This is a genomic window from Stenotrophomonas sp. Ps181 (assembly GCF_025697425.1).
Lineage (GTDB): Bacteria > Pseudomonadota > Gammaproteobacteria > Xanthomonadales > Xanthomonadaceae > Stenotrophomonas > Stenotrophomonas sepilia.
In genome coordinates, this window is record NZ_JAHWBI010000003.1 from 220,517 (window position 1) to 241,103 (window position 20,587).

Annotated in this window: 20 protein-coding genes and 1 pseudogene; 4 read left to right on the top strand and 17 right to left on the bottom strand. The window is 63.7% G+C overall.

Translation table 11 applies throughout. From position 1 onward, the window contains the following. Nucleotide 1: 1 nt before the first annotated feature. Nucleotides 2-589, bottom strand: a complete 588-nt coding sequence (locus KXV01_RS07935; protein WP_263467656.1) for a biliverdin-producing heme oxygenase — start codon at nucleotides 587-589, stop codon at nucleotides 2-4. Nucleotides 590-716: 127 nt separating this feature from the next. Here KXV01_RS07935 and KXV01_RS07940 point away from each other — a divergent pair, with 127 nt between their 5' ends. Beyond that, the gene (locus tag KXV01_RS07940; protein ID WP_049439610.1) at nucleotides 717-1,010 is read left to right on the top strand and encodes a hypothetical protein; all 294 of its coding nucleotides are present in this window, start codon (nucleotides 717-719) and stop codon (nucleotides 1,008-1,010) included. A 16-nt stretch (nucleotides 1,011-1,026) separates the two neighbouring features. Here the strand turns inward: KXV01_RS07940 and KXV01_RS07945 are convergent, their stop codons facing one another. Beyond that, nucleotides 1,027-1,512: a TspO/MBR family protein gene (locus KXV01_RS07945; RefSeq protein ID WP_049414768.1), complete on the bottom strand. Its 486-nt coding sequence runs from the start codon at nucleotides 1,510-1,512 to the stop codon at nucleotides 1,027-1,029. Nucleotides 1,513-1,585: 73 nt separating this feature from the next. Next, nucleotides 1,586-3,781, bottom strand: coding sequence for a hypothetical protein (locus tag KXV01_RS07950; protein WP_049439607.1), 2,196 nt, complete (start codon nucleotides 3,779-3,781; stop codon nucleotides 1,586-1,588). A 181-nt stretch (nucleotides 3,782-3,962) separates the two neighbouring features. Between KXV01_RS07950 and KXV01_RS07955 the strand changes: the two genes are divergently transcribed. Then, complete coding sequence (locus KXV01_RS07955) at nucleotides 3,963-4,394, top strand: GNAT family N-acetyltransferase (protein WP_258390916.1); 432 nt, start codon at nucleotides 3,963-3,965, stop codon at nucleotides 4,392-4,394. Between the two features lie 261 nt (nucleotides 4,395-4,655). On the opposite strand, the pseudogene KXV01_RS07960 reads toward KXV01_RS07955, so the two are convergent. The 6 genes and pseudogenes from KXV01_RS07960 to KXV01_RS07985 all read right to left on the bottom strand — a co-directional run. Then, a pseudogene (locus KXV01_RS07960) lies at nucleotides 4,656-5,534 on the bottom strand (sensor histidine kinase); the annotation flags it as partial. 309 nt (nucleotides 5,535-5,843) lie between these two features. After that, the gene (locus KXV01_RS07965; RefSeq protein WP_049439598.1) at nucleotides 5,844-6,452 is read right to left on the bottom strand and encodes a hypothetical protein; all 609 of its coding nucleotides are present in this window, start codon (nucleotides 6,450-6,452) and stop codon (nucleotides 5,844-5,846) included. 160 nt (nucleotides 6,453-6,612) lie between these two features. Further along, on the bottom strand, nucleotides 6,613-7,176 hold the full coding sequence (locus KXV01_RS07970; RefSeq protein WP_049439596.1) for a hypothetical protein: 564 nt from the start codon (nucleotides 7,174-7,176) through the stop codon (nucleotides 6,613-6,615). 169 nt (nucleotides 7,177-7,345) lie between these two features. Further along, entirely contained in the window at nucleotides 7,346-7,726 is a 381-nt protein-coding gene (locus KXV01_RS07975) for a hypothetical protein (protein ID WP_049439594.1), read from the bottom strand. A 148-nt stretch (nucleotides 7,727-7,874) separates the two neighbouring features. Beyond that, nucleotides 7,875-10,097, bottom strand: coding sequence for a S8 family peptidase (locus KXV01_RS07980; protein WP_049439592.1), 2,223 nt, complete (start codon nucleotides 10,095-10,097; stop codon nucleotides 7,875-7,877). Then, nucleotides 10,094-11,254: an AAA family ATPase gene (locus tag KXV01_RS07985; protein WP_049439590.1), complete on the bottom strand. Its 1,161-nt coding sequence runs from the start codon at nucleotides 11,252-11,254 to the stop codon at nucleotides 10,094-10,096. The genes KXV01_RS07980 and KXV01_RS07985 overlap by 4 nt, the downstream gene beginning before the upstream one ends. 875 nt (nucleotides 11,255-12,129) lie before the next feature. On the opposite strand from KXV01_RS07985, the gene KXV01_RS07990 reads away from it, so the two are divergent. Then, a complete protein-coding gene (locus KXV01_RS07990) occupies nucleotides 12,130-12,486 on the top strand; it encodes a hypothetical protein (RefSeq protein ID WP_049439588.1) in 357 nt (118 codons plus the stop codon). Further along, on the top strand, nucleotides 12,487-12,957 hold the full coding sequence (locus KXV01_RS07995) for a hypothetical protein (protein ID WP_263467657.1): 471 nt from the start codon (nucleotides 12,487-12,489) through the stop codon (nucleotides 12,955-12,957). 105 nt (nucleotides 12,958-13,062) lie between these two features. Here KXV01_RS07995 and KXV01_RS08000 read toward each other — a convergent pair whose 3' ends face one another. From KXV01_RS08000 to KXV01_RS08035, 8 genes are all read right to left on the bottom strand, one after another. Beyond that, nucleotides 13,063-13,689: a nucleotidyltransferase family protein gene (locus KXV01_RS08000; RefSeq protein WP_263467658.1), complete on the bottom strand. Its 627-nt coding sequence runs from the start codon at nucleotides 13,687-13,689 to the stop codon at nucleotides 13,063-13,065. After that, nucleotides 13,665-14,726: an XdhC/CoxI family protein gene (locus tag KXV01_RS08005; protein WP_263467659.1), complete on the bottom strand. Its 1,062-nt coding sequence runs from the start codon at nucleotides 14,724-14,726 to the stop codon at nucleotides 13,665-13,667. The genes KXV01_RS08000 and KXV01_RS08005 overlap by 25 nt, the downstream gene beginning before the upstream one ends. A gap of 9 nt (nucleotides 14,727-14,735) precedes the next feature. Beyond that, nucleotides 14,736-16,940 (bottom strand): aldehyde oxidoreductase molybdenum-binding subunit PaoC, encoded by a 2,205-nt coding sequence (gene paoC / locus KXV01_RS08010; RefSeq protein ID WP_263467660.1) that lies wholly within the window; start codon nucleotides 16,938-16,940, stop codon nucleotides 14,736-14,738. Next, nucleotides 16,940-17,890 (bottom strand): xanthine dehydrogenase family protein subunit M, encoded by a 951-nt coding sequence (locus KXV01_RS08015; RefSeq protein WP_263467661.1) that lies wholly within the window; start codon nucleotides 17,888-17,890, stop codon nucleotides 16,940-16,942. Before KXV01_RS08015 ends, paoC begins: the two co-directional genes overlap by 1 nt. Next, the gene (gene paoA, locus KXV01_RS08020; RefSeq protein WP_263467749.1) at nucleotides 17,887-18,534 is read right to left on the bottom strand and encodes an aldehyde dehydrogenase iron-sulfur subunit PaoA; all 648 of its coding nucleotides are present in this window, start codon (nucleotides 18,532-18,534) and stop codon (nucleotides 17,887-17,889) included. The genes KXV01_RS08015 and paoA overlap by 4 nt, the downstream gene beginning before the upstream one ends. A 253-nt stretch (nucleotides 18,535-18,787) precedes the next feature. Continuing rightward, entirely contained in the window at nucleotides 18,788-19,372 is a 585-nt protein-coding gene (locus KXV01_RS08025) for a hypothetical protein (protein ID WP_263467662.1), read from the bottom strand. Between the two features lie 80 nt (nucleotides 19,373-19,452). Continuing rightward, complete coding sequence (locus KXV01_RS08030; protein WP_263467663.1) at nucleotides 19,453-19,929, bottom strand: nuclear transport factor 2 family protein; 477 nt, start codon at nucleotides 19,927-19,929, stop codon at nucleotides 19,453-19,455. A gap of 62 nt (nucleotides 19,930-19,991) precedes the next feature. Continuing rightward, nucleotides 19,992-20,561 (bottom strand): TetR family transcriptional regulator, encoded by a 570-nt coding sequence (locus KXV01_RS08035; RefSeq protein ID WP_111097097.1) that lies wholly within the window; start codon nucleotides 20,559-20,561, stop codon nucleotides 19,992-19,994. Nucleotides 20,562-20,587: the final 26 nt, after the last annotated feature.

A 20,587-nucleotide genomic window follows, 5' to 3' on the forward strand; every position in this document is an offset into this window, starting at 1 on the left:
TTCATTCAAACCTGAATTCTTCATCTACGCAGCGACGGATGAACTGGAAGGCGTCTGTCGCGCCGATGCATGCCTGTGCGCGCTCCTCGGCACTTAGAACGAGGACATCCAGCTCCTCCCGCTCGCGTCTCCAGTATTCGGCCACACCGAACTCGGAAGGGCGCAGGTGGCGCGCTCCGTACCCGGCATGAAGCTGCAACGCAGCGGCCATCTTCAACAGCACGGCCGCCCCCAGCGTCGAGCCCTCCGCCACGTAGCGCCAGCCCAGAACGGTCGCTTTCGAGAATGCTTGCGGCTGCGGTTGCCAGGCATGGGGTACCGGCATGGTCGCGCCCAGGTCGCGAAGATCCTCCTCGATCAGCGGCAAGCGGGTCGCGCCCGGATCCTGCATCCGGTACAGCGGCGCAACGGCGCTATGGAAGTGCCATTGCACGCGCAGGAAGCAGAGGTAACGCTGGCGCGACGCGAAGATGTGTTGCTGCAACAGGTGCTGGTCGAGGCGATCGTGGGCCGTCCGGGTGTGCGCTTTCAGGGCAGCGCTGAGGGCAATGGGCTGATCGGGCTGAGCTGGCAATGTGGATGTAGGCATCGGCGCGCACCCTAGCAGATTCCGATGCGGAGGCCGGTGCAGGTTTCGCGGCCAGCACATCTGCGCTGCACGCCGGCTAGACAGCGACTGCCCTACGGTGACTGCACCTCCAACCGATGCCACGCCCGTGAACCTGCAGACCGCATCCTCGCCCCAGTACCGCATGCTCGCTGACAGCTGCCAGTTTGAACTGCTGGATGTGGATGCACTGCAGGATCCTGCCAGTGGCCGGTTGCTGCACCTGTACTCGCTGGTGGCGCGCTGCCTTTCCTGCGAGACGATCTTCAAGGCAGAAGAAGGGCAGGGCCTGGTCAGCCATACTGCGGCGCGGGTGGTGCGATGCCCCACCGGTTGCGGGCAGCAGGCGTTCAAGCCGGCCCTGCTGCGAACCTGGCGCCCGCAGGCCGTGGCCCAGGCCTGAGCGGCAGGGAGCCTTGTCACAGCAGCCCGGGATTGGCCCGCCAGACGGCGAAGTTGAGCGCCGAGGCGAATGAAATCCAGGCAAGGTAAGGAAGCAGCAGGACCGCCGCAACCCGGCGGATGCGCGCGAACCTGACGATCGTCGCGCACACCAACACGATCAATACAAGAATGTCGGCGAAGGCAAGCGCGCCCAGCTTCCAGCCGAAGAACAGCCAGCTCCACAGCGCGTTGACGGCCAGCTGCACCAGATAGAGCAGCAGCGCGGGCCGAGCGTCGCGCCAACCGCGTTCGCGCCAGACCAGCCACGCGGCAACCGCCATCATCGCGTAGAGCAGCGTCCACACCGGACCAAAGACGCTGGCCGGTGGCGCCCATGCCGGAAGCGTGAGGGTGGCGTAGAAGCTTGCCGCGGACGTGGACGCCCACGCCCCCAGGGTGGCCGCAACGAAGGTGATTGCCACCCATCCCAGAAGCCCGGAAACCTGTGAACTCCGCTTCATACCGTGCAGCTCCTTGATACCTGTGCTGCCTGTCTACGCACAGGGGCAGCGAATGGATGCAGGCTACCGGCCTTCAGTCTGAAGAGCCGACGGCACCGGCTCCCTGGCTCGCTGGCAACAGGGAAGGTCGCTGGTCAAACCACTCCCTTGCCTTCGCCAGGTGCCATTGGCGCTGGTCACCGTCCAGCTCGATGCCCGCACCCAGCAGCCCCCAGCGCAGGTAGAGATCACCGCGCTTGCGCTGGTCGAGCAGATCCAGCCGCGCGCGTACCGAAAGGCGATCGTTCTCGGCCTGCAGTCCATCGATGACCAGGTGGCCAGGGCGCCAGCGCAGCGTCGCCTGTGCCTGCACCTGGCCGGAATCCAGCAGCGACAGGGTCCAGCGCGGGTAGTCGGTACGCTCTGCGAACAGTGCAAGCAACGGTCGCGCATCGCTGAGATCGAGGTCCGTGATGGCATCCACCTGGAACGGCGACTGCGCATCGATGCGCCCACGCTTGAAGGCCACGCGGCCTTTCCATGCCGTCGAGCCCTGCGTGCCCGCCACCTGCACGTTGCGCAGCTCGACCGTGGTGCCGGACAGATCGAAATGACGCTGGTTGAAGTCTCCCCGGCGCAGTGTTGCGTTCACGTCGATATCGCCGCCCATGTCCAGCCCTGCCACCTTTGCACTGGCGTTGCGCCCCAACAGCCGGGCAGTGCCATGCCCGACGCGCCCGTCGGTATCGAGGGTCGCATCACCACTTACGGTGCCGGTGCCACGGAGCAGTCGCACCTGGGGCGAGCCCAGGTAGCGGTTGTAGGCGGTCAGATCAGGGATGGTGGCCTGGCTGAAACGCAGCTGCGCGCGGACGCCTTTGCGTAGTTCCTGCAGGCGGCCGTCGCCGGTCAGGTCGAGGGCCAGATCCCGGCCGTCGAACAGGCGCACGTCCTTGGCATCGGTTGGTCGCGCAGTGAAGCGGGGCAAGCGGACGGCCAGCCGCGCCTGGCTGGGCGTGCCGGCCTTCAGTTCGCCGTGCGCACTGGCCGTGCCCGCCAGGCGCACACCCGCCACCTCGGCCACGGCTTCGGCCGCAGGAATGTCCACGGTGCTGCCTTCGATCAGTTCGCCGTTGCGCACGCGCAGATCCGCTTTCAGCGTGCCGCCGCCGTCCAGCTGCAGCCACGGCTTGCGAACGAACAGGGCAGGGATCCAGTTGAGCGAAGTGAACGTCCATTCGCCGCGTACTGTGCCAGAGCTGCGTTCCAGCAGCTGTGCGGGCTGTTGGAAGGGAATGTCCCGGCCACTGATATGCAGATCGGCATCCACCTCGCTGCCTGTACCGGACTTTGGCGGCAAGCGGGCCTGCAGGCGCAGGTCCTTGGCCGAATTGAGTTGCAGCGCAAGCATGCCGCGATCGGGGGCGCCATCGCCCAGATAGAGCGGCAACTGCCACAGCGCGTGGTCGCCGGGCTGCAGTTGGCCATCGATCAGGTGGAGTGCCGCCTGCAGCCGTCCAGGCACTGGTGCGCTGGAAATCTTCGGCGTTGTGGCATTGGTGTCCATGCGCAGGCCCTGGCTGCGGGCATCGACCTCGAGCTGGGCATGCAGCAGCTTCAACCTGGCCAGACCGGGCGCCTGGTCGCGATAGTGGCGCGGATAGCTGAAGCGCGCGGTGAGATCCATGTCGCCCAACAGCTGCACGCCGTCAAAACTGGTGTCGGCATCGCTGAACGCCACCTCGGATTCGAAGAGCTCCGACGGTCCGCCGCGCAGCTGCTTGAGGAAGCCTACCGTGCCGTGGCCCTTGCCAATGATCAGCAGCTTGCCAAAGCGTGCGCTGCGGATGCTGTCGCTGTGGATGGCGTCGAAACGGAGCGTCCAGCCGCGATCGCTGCGCGGCGGTGGCGGGATGGCTTCGTCGACGCGGCTGATCTCGGCCGAAACCCCCGTCGCCTGCAAGCGCGGAACCCGCACCTCGCGCTGGAACAGGGGCAGCACCGCCAACCGGGCGCTGGCGCGCTCAGCATGCAGCACGTAGACCGTGTGATTCACGTGGCCGCGCATGTGCACGTTCCAGGCGATGACATGGCCGGGCAGCAGCGTGATGGCCGGGCCGGTGGTCATCACGAACTTGTGCGGCTTGCGGTTGGTGACCTGATCGAACAGTGGGGTATTGAGGAAGATGTTGCCGGCCAGCAGGTACAGCAGGTAGATGCCCAGCAGGACGCAGGCAGGGAAGCGCCACCGTCGAAGCCGGTGCGGGATGTGCACGGAAACAGGAGGCATCTACTGCTCTGAGGGCCGGAATTCCCACAACTATTGCGGAGCCGATGGCGGGGGCGCGTGAAGCAGCTACGGGGCAGGTGCCGGATTCTGGTAGTGTCCAGCCTGGTCACGACCACAGATCTGCAGGAGACGCATGGAGATCCGGCCCGCCCGTGCAGGCGATTTCGACGCGATGTGGGGCATGTTCAAGCAAGCCATTGCGACGCAGGATGCGCTGCCCTTTGCTGGCTCTTTCGCTGTCGAGACGTTTCGCGCGCATTGGTTCCAGGCCCAGGCACCTCATGTAGCTGTGCTGGAGGGCCGGGTGGTGGGCATGTACAAGATGGGCCCGAATTTCCCTGACCTCGGGGCGCATGTGGCCAGCGCCACGTATGTGGTGGATGCGCCGGCACAAGGGCAAGGTGTGGGCCGGGCTCTGGTGGAACACAGCCTGGAGCGGGCGAGGGCGGAAGGGTTCCTGGCCATGCAGTTCAATTACGTGGTCAGCACCAACGGCCCGGCGGTGGCGCTGTACCGGAAGCTGGGGTTTGCGGTGGTTGGAAGGCTGCCAGAGGCCTTCCGGCATGGCCAGCGCGGGTTGGTCGATGTCTTCGTGATGCACAGGTTCCTGTAGTGCCGTCGCCGGGTCGGTCGCCTCAATCAGCACTCTTCGGGAGCGTAATGACGAATGAGGTGCGGCCATCCCGCCATCGTCCATGGACAGTGCCGCGGTGCGCGTGGCAGATTTCCCGCACCAGGAACAGGCCGAGGCCAAGGCTCGCGTGTTCCCCCTGTGACGCGTTGTGCGAGCCTCGGCGCAAGGGATCGAACGACTGTTGAACGCTTCGTCCGGCAGTTCGGCCCCGGTGTTGCTCACCGTGATCATGATCTGGTCAACGAGGCCCTCAAGGCTGATCCGCACATCGGTGCCGTGTTCGCCGTATTTTGCAGCGTTGGTCGTGAGGTTGTGAACTGCCTCGCGCAATGAAGAAGCATCGAAGCAACCGCGGGCATCGCCTTCAACCTCATACGTGATGGGGACGTGGGGCAGGGCAGCGCGAAGCAATTCGACTTCCTCGCCAAGCGATTGCGCAAGATCGCAGTCCACCGGATGAATGGCCATCCCATCGCCCAGCTTGCTGCGACTGTAAGCCAGCAGGTCGTCCAGCAGCTTGTTCATGCGCATGCTGCCGTTGATGATCCGCTCGGCCTGCTTGGCCAAAGCTGGGTCCTGCAGCCCACTGGCCAGAGTGTCCGCCGAGAACATGACCGCTGCCAAAGGACCTCGGAGATCATGCCCGAGCGCTGCCAGGAAGATCTGCCGCCAGGATTCGACCTCGGCAGAGAACTGAGCAAGGGATTCGGCCACCGCCTGTTCGATGGCCTCATTGAAACGAAGGATGTCATCGATCGATGAAGTGGCCAGCTGCTGGTCGGATGCCCATCGCCGAAGTACCGAAGCCCGAAGCGCTCGATACTCAGCCACCATCTGGTTGAGGCCAAAGCCAGCGATGGCACGGGTTCGGCCATGATAGGACGCGGCGGACTCGGGGCCGGGTTTCAACGGTGCAAGCCCGTGGGACTTTGCGAGCTGCTGGGAGTCTGTCTGCGGCGATCTGAGATCGTCTACGACCGCCTGAAGAATCTGGGGGAGATGATTCCGAAGTTGCTTTGCGCTGAACTCGACGGTATCGGGCGCCTGCGTTTCGGCGAATGCCACCGCGTCTTCGAGGATTTCCCGCGCATTCCGTTCGATAAAATCAGCCAGGCGCATCGCCAAACCCGTCCTTAAGTGGTGCGCCGAGCCTACACCGGCGGGCCTGCATGCGGGGTGAGAAGGTTGGCGCCGTGGAGCCTGGTTCTGCGGGCGCTGGGAGGGTTACTTGAAGGTGAGCAGCATGCGGCCAGGACTGGATTGGTTGGGGTTCGGCTGGGCAGACCCCATGATAACATAATATACATTATGCGAAATCGCGTATCCGTCGAGTCTGGGCCTTTGTCGGCTCCGTAATTGCCGCGGACAACTGGCCGTGTTCAAGAAAACCCGCCTCTTCTGCCGCGGAAACTCACCCATGGAGATTGGTCATCTGGAATTAGCGGCGGACGTTGTCGCAGTGGGCATGGTCAGATCGGACACCTTGAGGCCCCTTTTCTTGATTGAGGACTCTAGTGCTTCGCGGATTTGGTCCTCAAGCTTGGTCAGTCGCATCTCGCCCCCAGGTGCGTGCTCCACGAATTTCTCACGTGTCTCATGTTTCGCAAGCATGCTAGCAATTACTGACGCAAACATCGGTTTGCGTGCCAGGTGCAGCTCTTCTGCGTCTTCGATAAATCCGGCCTGCCACAGCCGATAGACCTGTTCGCTCGAAATACCTTGGGGCGGGCTTTGCACTGCAGCTTGCAGAATCTGATTGTAGAGGTTCGCCAAATAGCTCCATTGCGAGGCAAATCGTGAATAGAGCGCAACGTATACACCAGCGAAGATCGCACCGATCCACGGGATGGTGTCTGAGACAAGTGCGCGAAGTGTGTTGAGATCAAATTGCCAAGTCGCACCGGGTTCAACTCTCGATTTCAGTGATATAGCCAACACGTAGAGCCACAAGGTGACGAGCCAGCTGCGAATTAGGACTGCCGTCCCGCCATTGGGCATCCATTTCAGAACAAATTCAAATGATATTAATCGAATCATCGGTTGCTCCTTGATGTGGCGTTCGAAGATACTAAGATTCAAAAACCGTCAATGTCGCCGCAGCACTAAGTCCAATTGCTATGCTGCCGCCCCGCCTCTCCGAGGTAACCAGAAAATGAGCATGCGAGGAATTCTGAAAGGTCCGTTACAACAAGTGTGCTCAATCCATCGCCTCGATGCCAGCACTCCAGAGTCGACCTCGAATTCTTGCCTCAACGCTTTCCATGTCAGCCAGCCCTTCCCCGCGCACCCACGATATGTCTTTATCCAGTCGCTCAGAGCGGCGAAGCATCGGAACTTCCTGATTGGCCTCGTGCTCTATCAGCGCGCCGTTCAGTCGAGCGAGTATATTAAAGAGATCGTCCCTCATAGCTTCATCAAGGAAAATGGCGTGTCGGCTGATCTTGTTCAATGCTGATTGGCGGGCGCACTGAGCATGATTCAACTGGCTCCAGAACGCGTAGTTTCGGAGCTGCGTGGTTTTGTCAGTCGATTTGCGAATGTTGTTCTTCTGCCACTCGTCTAGAATACACTTGTCCAGAAACGCTTGTAGTTGCGATTCCTCCATTCGATTCAAGTCGGGATGGAGCTGTAGCGGCGAGACGGACGAGGCGGTCGTCCAGAACGCCTCATGAACCTCATCCCAGACCATCGGGAGGACTTCGAACTCACGTTGGTGCAACTTGCTGGCGCGATCAAACGACTTGGTCAACTCGTTGCGCAAGCGTTCTATTTCTTTGTTCTGTATGTGGCCAGATCCTCAAACCGGCTCTTGAACCTGTCATCCAGCCAACTCTCGCCCAACTTTTTGAACAGCTGAAAAGCTATGAAGCCCGCGCCGCCGCCTGCAGCCGCCACGCTTACTATCCATTCGATGATAGTGGCAGGCATCATCAATGATTCAGTTGACGCTTTCGGGTGAGTGTTGCCATCGCACGCCAGCCCATCACGCTGCTGCCTATCAGTGCGCCGAGGCCGTAGGCCGCGCCAAGGTTGGGTTCGGTGTTGCCGACGAGCCAGATCACGATGGTCAGCCCGCCCAGGGCCGGATAGACCAAGGTCGTCACCAGTACCCGCAGGGACCTGGTCCGTTCGAGGTGAGCGAACCCATGCGTGCGCCAGCGTCGGTAGCCGTCGTAGAGCAAGGCCTTGCTGAGGGCAGCAAGGCCGCCAAGCAGTACACCAGCCAGCAACTGACAGTTCGTGCTGGACAGGTGCGCGTGCAGGTTAGCCATCAGTGGAAATAGCATGGTGAACATGATCAGCATGATCATGTCCCCGGCGCGTCCTGCGCCGGGATGGGCAGGCTTCATTTTTTTCAGTCCTCCATGTTCGCGATGTGGGTGGGGCACGCCGTGGCGATGTGGTTGCACCGGGAAACTCGATCGCCCGGCCCCAGGGTCGGTATGCCTTTTGCGCAGTTCAGACACGGACTGGCAGCGTTACCTTTGGCTGCAGTGGGACCAGCATTTTTGCGTACGCACGAAGAACATCGTTGTACAGATCGGCGTGCTTAGGGGCTTCGACGGTGATGATCAGTGCGTAACGAATCTTCTTGGCGCTCGTAGTCGGCGCACCGGCTTCCCGCGCGTTGTAGTGAATGTCGAAGACCGGGTTTTCAAGGCTCCTGCCACGCATTTTCTTGGTGCCGTGCAGTACGGTCTCCCATTTTCCTTGATCTGAGCGGCGCTCTTCTTCCGTGGCGTACTTCTTCATGTCGAAGAAGCCCTTGGTGTCCGCGTTGACTTTTCCGTCCTTGATCTTCTTGTCGCTGGGGCGAAACACCACTTCCAGGCCTGCGCGCGTGTAGGCGACAGCGTCCTGCGGATCGGTGGGTGAGGCGTAGCAGAATGTCGCCTTCAGGCGAATGTTCCCGGTAATTCCGCCAGCGGGAAGAGGTAGCGATGCACGCAGGTACTTGCCGGGTTTCAGCTCCCCTTGATATACCACGCGTGCGACGCCGGAGGGACAGGTAATGACCTCCATCAGGTCTTCAGGCACTTTACCCCAACCTACTTCCGCCTTGTCGTGCGTGGACTCACGCGCGGCGTGCACAAGCAGCGCCTTGATCGCCAAAGGTGAGAGTTCCGCGCCGAGAATGGATCGCACCCCCACGGCATTGCGCAACAGAAATGGCGAGGCAAAGCTGGTGCCCAACTGCGGAGCAAGCGTCGGTTTTGCCCCCTGTGCCAGCACGTGGAAGTACTTCGAGTTGCCGGCATCGCCGCCGAACGCCAGCAGATCTGGCTTGACGACGCCCGGGCTACGGCCAGGTCCGATGGCACTGTAAGCCGCCCTCCCCCACGTATCGTCTGTGTTGTTGGCGGCCCCCACCGCCAGCGCATTGACCGCGTCGGCGGGCACCTGGACGCGCGCATTCCCCACCGCACGATCCATCTCGCCGTTGTTCCCCGCGGCGACCGTCATCAGGGTGTCGCCATCACTGAGCAGGTCATCGATCACCGAGGTCCAGGCGTGCACGTCCGTGTCGTCGATAGGGAGGTCCGGGCCGAGGCTCAGATTGATGAATTGATACTGCCGTGACAGAAGTACTTCTTCGACAAATCCCAAGGTGCGATAGAGCTCGAGAGGATCTTCCCGCTCCGTCTCACGGTCGAGGACGCGCAGGTGGTCGACGTATGAGTACGGGCGAGCTGCCGCCTCATTGGGCGTGATCGGGCCGAACAGAAAGGCAGAGGTGACGCCAAGGCCGTGCTCCACCCCTTCCGCGTCGTCCTCGGCGTGTTCATCCAGAACGCGATAGCTCCCCAGCCAGGGCGCGATGCAGTGCGGGTCAGGCAAGCCGCCATCGAGAATGGCGACTTTGGGCTCCGCCGACAGCGGGGGCTCGGTCGGCAAGCTGCATGGAATGGTCACTCCGGCCGAGCGCTGCATCGGGCGTACACCCCGTAGCTTTGGCATGGGGCGCACGATGCGAACAAAGGCAAACTCGGCCAGTCGCTGGATGCTATTAGGCGCGCCCTCAACCGGGAGGAACCACAGGTTTCCGGCTCGAAAGGCGAGCTCGGTATATGCCTTGACGTCGATCTCGGCCGCGTACGCGGCAAAAGCCCGTTGTACGAAGTGGTCATTGTCGTCGGGGAGCAGATGGACACCGACCTCAAAGACGCGCTGCGTACCGGTCCCGATAGCGACAATGCGATCGCGGGCATCAAATGAGGCGATCCGCTCTATGTGCGAGAGGTCCTTTGCTTCACTGGACCCCTCCTCCACGTGCATAGCCAGTTCGTTGAACTGACGAAATGCCTGGCGTCGACCGACAACAAACAATTCGGTCGTGGTCGATTCTCGCGGCTGACCCTTTTTCGACCAGGCTTGTGGCGTGAGCTTCACCGCTCGGCTACCCACCGACTCAAGGCCTGCCGCGCGCAACAGCGCTGCAGGATAGAAAGAGCGCGCAATGTAACTGGGATTGAGGGCCAAACGGGCCACGCCCAGATCGCCTGGGCACGCCGCGCTGGGCAGATCATCCAGGGCGCGTGCCACCGATGACATCTGCGGCAGCAGCCTCTGCCGGGCCTGCTGCAAGGTGTACACCTCGGCCTTATCCATGCCGCGCTTGGGGCCCTTGATCTCGTGGGTCAGCAACTCACCACGCCCTATCAGGAAATTGGTCTGGCTCATGCCTCACGCTTCCTCTTGATTCTTGGAGTGACGATCCGGTTGTCTGCGGTGTACTTGCGGATGGTGTCCCGGCTCACGCCGGTGATATCGGAAATGCTGTGCTGGGACAGGCGGGTCTGTTGGGCCAACAACACGGCCACGTCAATCCGTCCTTGGCGATCCAGTGACAGAATGCGTGTCCGGATGAAATCTTCGATGAGATCGGCATCGGATGCGGTTCCCAAGACCACGGCCTTTCTGAGTCGATGGATCTCGCGCTCGATATCGCTGAACGACTGGCCGTGGAATAGGAAGGACAGGACATCGATCCAGCGGCCAAACAGTGCGTAGTCCGGACCAAGAAATCGCGCGGTCGCGTCCTTGACGGCGGAGATATCGGGCATCTTGAACTCAATCACCAGGTCAAAGCGTCTCCACAGAGCCGGATCAATCAGCTCGGGATGATTGGTGGCGGCCACTAGTACGCCGGTGGCAGGCCACTCGTCGACTTCCTGCAAGATCACGGTCACCAGACGCTTGAGTTCGCCCACATCGGCGTCGTCGCTGCGTCGCTTGGCAATTGCATCAATTTCATCGAGCAGCAGCACACAGGGGCTTCGCTTGGCAAAGTCCAATGCGGCGCGAAGATTGCTGCCGCTCTTTCCCAGCAGGCTGCTCATGACGGCGGTCAAGTCGAGTACATAGAGCGGCACTTCCAGCTGAGACGCCAGCCATCGCGCGGTCAGGGTCTTTCCCACGCCGGGTGGGCCAACAAAAATGGCGGAGCGCGTTGGCGTCAGCCCTTGGGCGGCCAGGCGGGCAGACTGCTTGCGTTCCTGGATCAGCTGTCCCAGCGATTCATCCAGCGCGGCTGACAGCAGAGGGGCCTCCCGATGGGGGGGGTCTTTGAATACCTTCAGCAGCGACAGGCGTGACTCATCGTCCACCGGTAGTGGCTGTTGCGGTAGGGCTGGCGCGGCGGCCTTGCGCAGCGGTGTGCCCGCGCTCCTGGGTTTGGTGCGGAGGAAAAGATCCACCTGCTCTGCCAGATCAGGTTCGCTGCCGCGATACTTGCGCACGAGCCGCGCGGCAAACATGCGGACATCCTCCGTTTGCTCGGCCAAGGCGAGCCTCACCACCTGGGCTAGATCAGCCTTAATTCCGCTCAATTCGCCCATTAGAACACCAAATCATTGATTTATAACGTTAGAAGATCGCCGCTAGGCGGACTAGATGCATTGTCGCATAGATTTGTTCGCCTGTGGCGGGCAACGACTGACCTGTCCTGGCACGCCCAGATGGTGGTCGGCAGGGGCGGCTGGACGCGGGGATTGGAGCGTCAGCTACGCCGCGGTGGATAGCCCTGCTGATGCGTCCATGAGGCACCAAGGGGCATTGTGCTAATGATCCGCCCTGCCGCTTGGTGACATGCAGCGCTTTGCTTCGCAGACCCCGCCTATTAACGTGACGCGTCACGCGCAATCGGCAGCGCATTGCTGGCGGCCCATCTCTCGACCCTGAAGTGCCTGGACTCGCAGGGACGAGCACGCGCGCGTGGTTGGAGCGGACCAGGGCTGCACTGAAGGGCTACTGACGCTGGGGAATGCTGGACAGGCCTGTCGCATTTGCCTTGCTCACAGCCTCGCCGGGCGGATGCCGACACTCGTCCGGCGTGCACCATCGACATAGTCGATAGCATTGCAGCGCAACGCTCCAGCCTCATTGCGCCGTATGCAACGATTCTGAAAATGTTGAAAGTGGTGTCGGCATCGGCCTTACTGCATTGGCATCGCGCACAACCGGGCGTATTTCTTTGCGTGCCACCGAAAACAGGTGGCCGGGATTCGAAACCCCGGTAGTTCGCTGAAGTAAACGCTTGCCAGCCGGCATCACCCTGTGTGGTGCCGGCTGGCAATCCGTCGGCCGGCTATGGCGGGCGGTGCGTGGAGGCCTTGTGCCTGCCGGTTCAGCGAACACCGGGTTTCGAGCCACGCATCGTCCGCCACCTTTATCTATCGGTGGCGGCTTCTGCCTGCACGCAAGGAGCCCAGCCATGACCCAGCCCCACTCCCCTGCCCCGCACCCGATCCACGACGCGCCCGCCAACGGCCCTGCACTGGACCCGAACACGCTCATCGCCCTGCTGCACAGCATCGGCTCGGGCGCCGCCTCCGATGGCCAGCCCTGGCCGGAACGCCATCAGATGCCCGGCCGACGCATCGCCCTGGCGGATACCGATTGCTCCTTGGCCGGCCTTCGCGTGGTGCTGGAGATCCTGCTGGCCGCGCAGCGCGCCCGCGAGAACGGTGAACTTGAGCAGTACGTTGGCCCGCGCGTCATGGAGGGCCTGATCATGGCCGGAATCGGCCTTGCCGCACACGCCAGTACCCGACTGCATCCGGAGGGCTGAGTGGCGTGCTGCCGCTGGGCGGCCAACGCGCTCTGTCTTGTGGTGGTGGTTGCGGCACAGACGCAGTGGCTGGCACCGCCCAAGCCCTCGCCTATCGGATTCCACAGCATCCCCGGCGATCGCTTTCTGCAGTTGCGCCGCCAAGCCATGCAGTTCGTGGAGGATCGGCCACGACAGGGCTTCCAGTTCGTTGAGCAGCATCGAGATGCCGAGTTCCAGGTTCATTGCCGAGGCATACCCGTGCTGTGGCTGGAGAGGCGCCCGCACCATCTGCTGCTGTGGGCCTCACTGGACGCGGAGCAGCGGGCGCCCGCCGTTGTGCGGTTGCGGGCGCTCCTCCAATGGCAGTTGGAGCCGTTGGATTACCTGGAGCAGGTACTGGCTGACGTGCCGGAGCCTGTTCTGTTGGATCGGGTGCTGCAGATTCTTGCTGGTGATGTGCCTGATGGGGCGCGATGTGGCGTGCCGTAGTCGAGCGTGGCTCGACTCTACAGGGCTGCGGGCCTGCGAGGGTTCGAGCTCCAGCCCTGCCGCTCGTCACCTGCGCGACAGGCATTGGCCCAATGACCATGCGGGTCACCTCCCGGCATCGATCCAGCCCGCATCGCGCGCACGCGCAAGATCCTCTGGTGTATCGATATCCAGGCCGAGTTCCGGTGCCTGTAGGACATGCACCGTATCGACAGGAAGTTGCCGCAGGCGCGCTCCGAAGCCGCGGTCACCGGCTGCACGGACGGGCGTGAACCAGGCGCGCGGCACTACTGCGGGAACGCCAAGCGCATTTCCGTGGCGGGTGCCCGCGCACGTTGACGCTGCGGCGCGGGCACCCGAAAGCAGCGCCTGCAGATGGGAGCGCTCGATCGCGGGCTGGTCGCATGCCACGACCATCACCGCGGTCACCGTGGGCAGCAGGTGCGCGCCGGCAACCTGCAGGCTGCTCGCCAGGCCGCGTTCCCAGTGGTGGTTGGTTACCGGGGTAGCATCCAGCCCGGCAATGCTGGATGTCACGGCCTGTGCGTTCGCGCCGACCACGACCAGTACCTGCGCTGGCGCGAGCTCCCGCGCCAACCGCACCACGCGATGTACCAGGGTTTCGCCCTGCCGGGTCAGAAGCTGCTTGGGCTGGCCAAGTCGGGTGCTCCCGCCGGCAGCCAGCACGACGACCGCATGCGCGCCAGTCACCTGCCGTGCGCGCTTCGCCATTGCTGCAGTTGCGCGGCGATGCTGAGCGAAATCGCCTCTGGCCCTCGGCCGCCGATGTCCAGGCCGACCGGTGATCGAAGTCTCGGGGAAAGGCGGTGGCGCTGATCCGGTGTCAGCAGCTTGAACAGGTCCTCGCGCCTTCGCCGCGGACCCAGCAGTCCAATGAACGCGACTTTGGTATCAGCCAGGGCCACCAGCGCCTCCCGGTCCAGTTCGAAATCGTGATGCATCACCAGTGCCGCGTCGCACCGGTCGCCATGAAGGGCCTCGGCCGGGCTGGTCTGAAGATGCGCATCTGCGCACTGCCCGGCTGAGGCCCAGCGCGCTCGCCGTTCGGCCACGCTGACCCGCCACCCCAGGCCCCGCAGCAACGGAACCAGGAAGGGCGTTTCCGGACCGCCGCCCAACACCAGGGCCCGCGGAAGCCGGGGCAACGGCAAATGCCATTCGCCCTCGCCAAAGGGCTGCGTACCCTCCAGCGGATGCAGCTGCCACGCCTGCTCGTGATGGCCTGCACGGAAAATGACCTGGCCCGACGTGCGAAGGTCGCGCTGGAGTGACACACCCTCGCGCAACCAAGCCTCGATGACGTCGTCGATGCCGACCATGGCACGCAATGGCAGGAGCGCAATCCGCAGCCGGCCGCGGCACCCGAGCGCAGACCCACTCAACAGGTCGTCGTCACTGCGGGTGTCGATCTCGATCCAGTCGACCCGCCCTGCCGCGCTCACCTGCTCCGCGCGTCGCGCGAGCTCGGGCTCCAGGCACCCGCCGCTCAGCCAGCCGACCTGGCTGCCGTTGCAGAACAGCACCATGTCGCCGGCACCGGCGTAAGTGGACCCATCGGTTTCCAGCACCAGCGCGAGCACGGCGTGCTCCCCCGCGCGCACGCGCGTCAAGGCCGTCTCGAGTACGCCGCGCGGGCTGCCTTCGGCGAGGAAGCCCGGCGCTGCCGACAGGTGCTCGGCAAGATCGCCGGGCTCCCCTCCGCCTGCGGCGGAGGCCTCCAGAGTGGGCGAGGCTGCGGGTCGGTCCATGCGCAAGGGTCAGCCCACGTCGGGCAAGCCGGGCAGCAGCTTGTCCAGGGTAATGGGATAGTTGCGCACGCGCACGCCGGTTGCGTTGTAGACCGCATTGGCGATCGCGGCGCCGACCCCGCAGATGCCCAGTTCACCCACGCCCTTGGCCTTCATTGGCGAGATCACCGGATCCAGCGTGTCGAGGAAGACCACTTCCTGGTACGGAATGTCGGCGTGCACGGGAACCTCGTAGCCGGCCAGGTCATGGTTGATGAACAAGCCAAGCCGTTTGTCGACCACCAGCTCCTCCATCAGGGTCGCGCCCGCACCCATCACCATCCCGCCGATGACCTGGCTGCGTGCGGAGAGCGGATTGAGAATCCGGCCGCCATCGCATACGGCAAGCATGCGGCGGATGCGCGTCTCTCCCGTGTAGGCATGCACGGCAACCTCGCAGAAATGCCCTGCATAGGTGCCGACGTCGTAGCCTTGCTTGAAGTCGCCGAAGGCAATGCCGTCCTCCGCCGACAGTGTCCCCGCCTCCGCCAGCTTGATCGTCCGCCCACCCGCCTGGATGCGGCCATTGGCGAAGTCTGCGGTGTCGCCGTCGAAGCCCAGTTTCTCGCCCACCTTGCGGCGCAGGCTGACGCACGCCGCGTACACGCCTGCGGTGGAGCTTGCCGCGCCCCACTGACCGCCGGAACCAGCGGAGGCGGGATGACGGGAGTCGCCGAGGGTCACCTGGACCCGTTCCAGCGGCACGCCCATGGTCTCGGCTGCCGTCTGCGCGATGATTGTGTAGGAGCCGGTGCCGATGTCGGTCATGTCGGTCTCGACAATCACCCCGCCCTGGCCGTCAAGCCGGACCCGCGCCGCCGACTTCATCGTCGGTGCGCCGCGATAGCCCGCGGACACGCCCATGCCGACCAGCCAATGCCCTTCCCTGACCTGCGCCGGCCTGGCGTTGCGCTTGTTCCAGCTGAAGCGCTCCGCGCCTTCGCGCAGGCAGCGCACCAGGTTGCGGTCGGAGAACTTCTTGGACGGATCGCCGGGCACGACCTCGGGCTCGTTGAGGATGCGGAACGCGATCGGGTCGAGACCCAGCTTCTCGGCCATTTCGTCCATCGCCACTTCCAGCGCCATGTGGCCCGGTGCTTCGCCCGGTGCGCGCATCGCATTGCCTTCGGGCATGTCGAGCGTGGCGATGTAGTTGGCCACCAGGCGGTTGGCGCCTGCATAGAGCTTGGGCGTCTGCAGGGTGCCGTTCTCGCCATCCTCGCCGTTGATGTTGCCCGACCAGTTCTCATGGGCGATGGCGGAGATCCGGCCATCCTTTCCGCAGCCGATCCGCACGCGCTGGAGGGTGGCGTGCCGGTGCGTGGTGTTGTTGGGCATCAACGGGCGTTGCAGCGCGATCTTCACCGGCCGCCCGACCTGCTTGGCGGCCAACGCGGCCAGCACCGCGTCGGCACGGATGAACAGCTTGCCGCCGAAGCCGCCGCCGACATAGGGCGAGTCCACGCGTACCTTGGCAGGATCGATGCCGAGGATCGCCGCCATGCCCTGCCTGGCCCAGTCGATCATCTGGTTCGCCGTCCACAGCGTGAGCGTGTCACCCTCCCAGGCGGCGATGGTGGCGTGCGGCTCCATCATCGAATGACTTTCGTCGGAGGTGTGATAGGTCTCGTCGAGCTTGACCGCGGCGCCCGCGTAGGCGGTGTCGAAATCGCCCAACGCCTGCCGGTCGGGCTTGCCGTCACGGCCCTTTGCCAGCGGTGCGGACGGTGCCAGGGCCGGGAAATCGAAGCGGCCCTTGCTGCGCTCGTAGCGGGTGCGGATCAGCGCCGCGGCGGCGCGGGCCTGCTCGAAGGTCTCTGCCACCACGCAGGCGATGGCCTGGTGGTAGTGGGCCACTTCGGGTCCGCCGAACAGCGGCGCATTGTTCCAGTTCGATTTGCCGACCGGCTTGGTTTCCGGTGCGGTGATGACCGCCAGTACGCCGGGCGCGGCACGTGCGCGGGAGGCATCCATCGAAATGATGCGCCCCTTGCCGATGCCCGCACCGACGATGTAGCCGTAGGCCTGGTTCGGCGCCACGTCGTGGCGCTCGTAGGCATAGGGAGCGGTGCCGGTGGTCTTGCGTGGACCGTCGATGCGCGGCGTCGACTTGCCGACGACCTTGGCCTTGTCGAACAGGTTGTCGCCGGCGGGGGCGTTGAATTCAAGGGGCATCAGCGCTCTCCTTCCACCAGCACCGCTGCGAGGGTGCGCTCGGCGAGCGCGATCTTGAACGCGTTCTCCGGCGTCGGACGGGCGCCGGCGAACACCTGCCGGGTCGCGGCCTTTACGCCGTGGCGCAGCAGGGGTTCGGCTGCCTCGACGCGCCACGGCTTCGGCGCAACTCCACCGAAGGCGAACCGCGCCGAGCCGTCTCGCTGCACGACCGCGGCGACCGACACCAGTGCGAACGCATAGGACGCGCGGTCACGTACCTTGTGGTACATGTGCCGACCGCCCAGGGGTGCCGGCAGCGTGACGTGGGTGATCAGCTCACCGCGCTGCAGCACGTTGTCCTGCTGCGGCCTGTCGCCGGGGGAACGATGGAAATCGGCAATCGGGATGCTGCGCGTACTGCCGTCACCGCTGACGGTCTGGATCGAGGCGTCCAGCACCCGCAGGGCCACCGCCATGTCGCCCGGATAGGTGGCGATGCAGCTGTCCGATGTGCCGATCACGCCCATCTGCCGGGAGAACCCCTCGAGTGCGCCGCAGCCTGATCCGGGCAGGCGCTTGTTGCAGGGCAGATGGGGATCGTAGAAATACGGGCAGCGCGTGCGCTGCAGCAGGTTGCCGCCGGTGGTGGCCTTGTTGCGCAGCTGCCCGGAGGCGCCTGCCACGATCGCGCGGGTCAGCACCGCGTAGTCGCGGCGCACGCGCTCATGCGAGGCCAGCGCGGTATTGGTGACCAGCGTGCCGATGCGCAGGCCGCCCTCGTCGGTGGGTTCGATCCTGTCCAGGCCGATGTCCTGCACATCGACCAGGTGCGCTGGCGTCTCGACCTCAAGCTTCATCAGGTCGAGCAGGTTGGTCCCTCCGGCCAGGAACTTCGCGCCCTCGGTACCGGCGACGGCCTTGGCGGCCTCGGCCGGGGATTTGGCGCGTTCGTAACTGAAGGCCCTCATGATCGCCTCCCTGCAGAGGTCACGCCAGCGACCTCTTCCATTGCCTCGGCAATGTTGGAATAGGCACCGCAGCGGCAGAGGTTGCCGCTCATGCGTTCGCGCATCTCCATGTTGGTGGCCCGGGGCCGTGCGCTGACGTCCGCCTGTACATGGCTGGGGACACCCCGCTTGATCTCGTCCAGTACCGCCACCGCCGAGCAGATCTGCCCCGGCGTGCAGTACCCGCACTGGTAGCCGTCATGCTTGATGAAGGCGGCCTGCATCGGATGCAGGTCATCGGGGGTTCCGAGCCCTTCGATGGTGGTGATGGCATCGCCCTGGTGCTGCACCGCCAGGCTGAGGCAGGCATTGATGCGCTCACCGTTGACCAGCACGGTACAGGCACCGCATTGACCGTGATCGCAGCCCTTCTTGGTTCCGGTCAGCTTCAGATGTTCGCGCAGGGCATCGAGCAGCGTGGTCCGGGTGTCGAGTTCAAGCTCCCGCCGCTTGCCGTTGACGGTGAAGGCCACCGTGCTGATGACCGGCGGCCTGGGCGGCGGGGGCGTCGCCAGTTCGGCGGCGAGCGATGACGCCCCCGGTGCGGCGGACATTGCCACGGTCGAGACGCCGCCGGCGATCACCTGGCGACGCGTCAACTTCATTCCTTCATCACAACTTGGCACAGTGACCTCCTGGCGTTCGGGAAAATCCCGTGGCTGGATGGACGCGCTCACACTACCGAAGGGCCACTATGCCCATCTGCGGGGTACAGATCTGTGAAGTCGGCGAAATGTACGGCCCGACCAAGGCAGTCAGCCTGCGTGCCTAGAAGAACGTGTTGTAGTAGGTCCGAAGAAATCGACTGCATCGAGCTCTTTCAAGGACACCCGGACTCATTCCCAGCCTGCAGGCCAACTACGGCGGGCTTGACTGAGTTGCCACGCTCGCTTCACTCGCAGGTAGATGGCTTCTCTCTTCCTCTCGCTTGCTGGCACATCGCAGAGACGCCATGCGAGCCGCCTGCTCAAGTTCGGAATGCGCGGCCTTCACTCCCTTCAGCGCGGCACTCTTGAGCCATGCGTATGCCTCACTGGATGACTCACAGCCCTGTTTGTCCCTCAACATGAAGAACACGTTGTACTGTGCAATCGGGTGCCCCAGCGCTGCGGCATAGGCAAGCCACATATGGGAGTTGCCGGCCACGCCTTTGCCCTCAAAGTGGCGCGAAAGTCGAAACGCCGCATCAGCATCGCCTGCATCTGCGCGCCCGACCAGCGTGCGTAGCTGCTTGTCATCAAGCTCCGCGCCACCATCCGTTGCGATCGACCCGTCAAGCTCAACTTTCGGCCTGTCCGGTTGAGGCGGCACCTGCGCATTAACCAACCCTGCGCCCGCCAGGCACAAGAGAAGACCGGCTCTCTTAAATAGGATCATCAATCCCAGTTCCTGAGAATCGGTCTTCGCCGACGGATCGAATTCGCCCCCTGCCTGCATGTCCATTGCATCCCCTGCCCCGGCCGGCGCAGATGCCGGCCGCCCCATCGTACCTGAGCACGCTTCGGATGGCGCCTCAGCGGGAATCACATACCCAGCGCCGACAACCCCGGGTGATCATCCGGGCGACGCCCCAGCGGCCAATGGAACTTGCGGTCGCTCTCCTTGATCGGCATGTCGTTGATGCACGAGAAGCGATGCTGCATCAGGCCGTCCTCTCCGAATTCCCAGTTTTCGTTGCCATAGGAACGGAACCAGTTGCCGGAGTCGTCGTGCCATTCGTAGGCATACCTGACAGCAATGCGGTTTTCGGTAAAGGCCCAGAGCTCCTTGATCAGGCGGTACTCGAGCTCCTTGTTCCATTTGCGTGCCAGGAACTGCCGGGCCTCTTCCCGGCCGTTGGTGAACTCGGCGCGGTTACGCCACTGGGTGTCGAGCGAATAGGCAAGCGACACCTTGTCGGCATCGCGGGAATTCCAGCCATCCTCGGCAAGGCGCACCTTCTGCGTGGCCGATTCAAGGGTGAACGGAGGAAGCGGCGGACGGGGCTGTTCAGCGGACACGGGGAGACCTCCAATCGAAATGGATATACGGGTTGCTTCAAAGGATCTGGCGTACTCAGGCGCTAACGCTTGGCCTGTTCCAACAACAGCTTCGCGACATCCTTCGCGGTGTCTGCGGCACCGTAATCACCCATCACGCGCGACAGGGTGATGGCGCCTTCCATCAGGACCAGCAGCTGACGGGCCAGTATCGCCGGCTGCTCCACATCCAGTTGTCCGGTAAGTTCCAATGTGTAATCGAGCAGCTTCTGCTTGTGATCACGCGCGATCTGCCGGATCGGATCGGCCGGGTCGCCGACCTCGCCTGCGGTGTTGATGAACGCACACCCGCGATAGCCCTCGGACTGGAACCAGTTATTGAGCACGGTGAACATGCCGAGGATGCGTGCTTCCGGGGTGTCGGCCTTGTCGCACTCCTGCCGGAACCAGGCCAGCCAGCGCGCATCGCGCGCCCTCAGCGCAGCAGCGGCCACGTCGTCCTTGTTCTCGAAGTGGCGGTAAATGCTCTTCCGCGCCACTCCCGAGGTCTTCACCAGCAGGTCCATGCCCGTGGCGTGGATCCCGTTCTGGTAGATCAGCGCCTCGGCCGTGGCCAGGATCTTCTGTTGCGTGTCGGTGGTGACCTTGCTCATGACTGCAAGGTGGAACGAGCGTTCTA